The 3615-nt window shown below is 43.0% G+C and carries 2 protein-coding genes and 1 pseudogene; 2 read left to right on the forward strand and 1 reads right to left on the reverse strand.

The window, feature by feature from the left end; translation table 11 throughout:
• Positions 1–244: pseudogene (locus tag ACM0OT_RS23670) on the forward strand (hypothetical protein); the annotation flags it as partial.
• Here ACM0OT_RS23670 and ACM0OT_RS23675 read toward each other — a convergent pair.
• Positions 241–1845: an RluA family pseudouridine synthase gene (locus tag ACM0OT_RS23675; protein WP_414566820.1), complete on the reverse strand. Its 1605-nt coding sequence runs from the start codon at positions 1843–1845 to the stop codon at positions 241–243. The pseudogene ACM0OT_RS23670 and the gene ACM0OT_RS23675 overlap by 4 nt on opposite strands.
• Before the next feature lie 133 nt (positions 1846–1978).
• Between ACM0OT_RS23675 and ACM0OT_RS23680 the strand changes: the two genes are divergently transcribed.
• Positions 1979–2944, forward strand: coding sequence for a ribonuclease Z (locus ACM0OT_RS23680; protein ID WP_414545455.1), 966 nt, complete (start codon positions 1979–1981; stop codon positions 2942–2944).
• Positions 2945–3615: the final 671 nt, after the last annotated feature.

Here is a 3615-nt window from a genome sequence, read left to right on the forward strand (position 1 = left end):
AGTGATGTTGGAATCTCCCGCTACAATGCTTGCATTTAGCGGGAGAGGATGTCAAGAAACCCTGGGAATGGGTTGGATTTATGCCATCACTAAATTACCTGTTATCGGGGCGATCGCCGATTTTTTGTATGGAATTTGGGCAGATAAGCGACTCGCTCTTACAAAACGACCAAATTTAAAGACGATTCTTGACCAACGACAACAGCGGATGTGTGACACCGAGGGGCGTTGTCGGACTGATTAAAAGGGTGTTTGTGCTTGTAAACGGATGGTTTTGCCTAACTGGGGATGTTCAAAGCTAAGTTCCCTGGCGTGTAGATGTAACCGACCAGTAACTGCACTGCATCCATACAGGCGATCGCCTAAAATAGTTATCCCCAGTCCTCGCTCATCAGCAGCATGAACTCGCAATTGGTGGGTGCGTCCTGTGAGGGGAATAAACTCAACCCGTGTATAATTTCCTTCCCTGGCTAGCACCCGAAATTTAGTCACGCTGGGTTTACCATGTTGCCAATTTACTTGTTGATAAGGGCGATTTTCGGGATTTCCCCATAGTGGTAGTTCAATTACACCTTGTTCAACTGCTACAGAACCAGCAAGTATGGCTTCATAAACCTTGTGGACTTGGCGTTGCTGAAACTGTTGACTAAGTTGCCGATGAGTTTGGCGATGGCGCGCCAGCAGTAAAATACCAGATGTTTCCTGATCTAGCCGATGCACAGTCATCATATTTACAGCTTCTGGTAACAAATAACGCCAGCGACTGAGAACACTATCTTGGTGATGGCGATGGCGTCCAGGAACTGACAGTAATCCTGGGGGTTTGTTCACAGCAATCAGCCATTCGTCTTCATAAATAATGGGTAAATTTAACTCATCTCGACTAGGAAAGGATTTTAATCCCGAAAGCAAAAACCCCATCAGCGGCTGACAGCGCTCAACACAGGCTCCATAAAATTCTCCCTGGATTTTATCTTGATTAATTCCAGAGTCACCCCACCAAAATTCTGCCATTGCTAGGGGTTTAAGTTGATGTGTTGCTGCATAATGCAATAGCTTGGGGGCGCAGCAATCTCCAGTACCCGTGGGCATAGAGCCACCTGGCATTAATTGTTGCAACGATACCGATTGTCCGAAAAAATTCATCAAGGAATAAGCCGCGTGCATCTGTGCTTGTAATTGCCGGGATAGTGCTTTACGTCGTTGTTTTAGTTCCTGAATACGTGCGTCTGCTGCGGCAACTATTTGCTGTAAAGGTTGTAACTCAGCATTTTGCAGGGCTTTTAGTCGCCTGCGCTCAATTCCCTGTTGACGGCTTTCTTCGTCAAGTTTTTCTAGGGCAGTATTCAGTGCTTCTCCTGTAAGACTTTGGTAAAATTCCTGACGTTTATCGCCTCGTTGCTGCTTGGAATTGTGATGGCGATCGCTCATTTGTTGCAACTGTTGCTGAAACTCGTCTGCTAAAGTTTCATATTGCTGTCGTTGTGGTAGTTGCTGGAGGGTGATGAGTTCTTGCTTGATGGCATCTAGTTCAGCTAGGGTTTGGGCTTCGTCTACAGCTACTTCATCTCGCCCAGGAATTGGTGGAACCCAACCTTCAATAACACTGCAACCATTGAGAAGACCAGAAAAAGCTTTGAGTACTTGGGTTTGGCCTGTAGGCAATTCCACCAGCAAGACACCATACATCTTGCCTTGACGATGATAAATTTCATCGGTAGCTAAATATTGCATTAAATCACAGGCGATCGCTTCTACTAACCAAGTGCGAGGTAATCGCAATAACTCACCACTTTGGGGACAACGCCCTTCATACCAATAGTTCGCTGTTGAGTCACTGACCACAAAAATCAACCAAAAACAAGATATCTCACTAGCCTAACTGGCAGCAAAGTATTTTACTCAATAACCGTGCCAATATATAAAGTATAGAAGCAACAGAGCATCAAATTCAGCAAAAGGAAGGCTAAACAACGCTGTGCAGATAACATTTTTAGGGACGAGTTCTGGTGTACCCACGCGATCGCGCAATGTGTCCAGTGTAGCGCTGAGATTACCCCAAAGGGCAGAACTGTGGTTATTCGACTGTGGTGAAGGTACTCAGCATCAAATTTTGCGGAGTGACCTCAAGATGAGTCAACTATCCCGAATTTTTATCACCCATTTGCACGGCGACCACATTTTTGGCTTAATGGGACTGCTGGCTAGTTGCGGTTTAGCAGGGAATGTGCAACGAGTTGATTTATATGGCCCACCTGGATTAAATGAATATATCCAAGCAGCCACGCGTTACTCCCACACACATTTTTCCTATCCTGTAAAAGTTCATGTTGTGCAGCCGGGAGTCATCTATGAAGATGATGAATTTACCGTTAGCTGTGGTGCTTTGCATCATAGAATTACAGCTTTTGGTTATCGCGTCGCCGAAAAAGACCGTCCAGGACGCTTTGATGTGGAAAAAGCCCAAGCATTGCAAATTCCCCCCGGTCGGGTTTATGGTCAACTCAAGCGCGGTGAAACGGTGACACTCAGCGATGGACGAGTGATTGATGGTAAGCAATTGTGTGGTGAAACGGAAATTGGGCGTAAAATTGCCTACTGTACAGATACAGTTTATTCCGAAGGTGCAGTGGAACTGGCACAAGATGCTGATGTATTAATTCATGAAGCTACCTTTGCTCATCAAGATGCAGACATGGCTTTTCAGCGATTGCATTCCACAACAACAATGGCAGCGCAAACAGCATTAGTATCTGGCGCACATCGATTAATTATGACTCATTTCAGTCCCCGCTATGCTCCTGGAAACACCATAGAGTTAAAAGATTTACTGAAAGAAGCCAGGGCAATTTTTCCCAAGACGGATATGGCTTATGATTTCATGGTGTACGGTGTACCCAGACGCAGGGAAGCAGAATTAGCTAAGGGACTGACAAATAAATAAATTTCCAGTCGCTTTTTAAGCCGGGGAAGCGGGCAAGTGTGTGGTGTAATTTTAAGACTTGTGTGTACGCGTCCCTCCGACACCTGAGGCGATGGTGGAGTAGCCACATGAGAATCATAATTATTTTTCTACAAGCATCGCAATTTGTAAACCGGAAATTCTTGGTTATTTTTACACAATCTTGAATTGTCATCCTAGTGATTAACCAAGAATGTCATATACTTTACTTTTTCTGGCAAAAAATACGGAAATTTTATTTATTTTTGGATGAGTTTAACAAGTTAAATATTATTTATTTATCACCTTATTATACAAACCCGCTGAGATTAAATAACTGTTGGCTGAAAAAATATTACCAGGAAGGTTTGTTGATTTTTTGGACATAACTATGCTTTTATGTCCATGATATTCATCTTCTTGCCATGCCATCACTATTGATATACAAGTAATCATCTCACAACAGAAGTGATTGTATATACTTTAGTTTGATCAAGATTTTATTGTACAAGTATATTTATTTATTGCTACTCAATAAAATAATTGTGTGACCTATAATGCAAAATTATTAAACATACCAACTCTTTATATCCTGATAAAGAAACATTTAGTATGATGATCAGGGTAAGAGCATCTCAATCAGGCTTGACACAAGGAATCAGAAGAATCTAAAG

Source organism: Anabaena sp. CCY 9613, assembly GCF_963920895.1.
GTDB lineage: Bacteria > Cyanobacteriota > Cyanobacteriia > Cyanobacteriales > Nostocaceae > Cyanocohniella.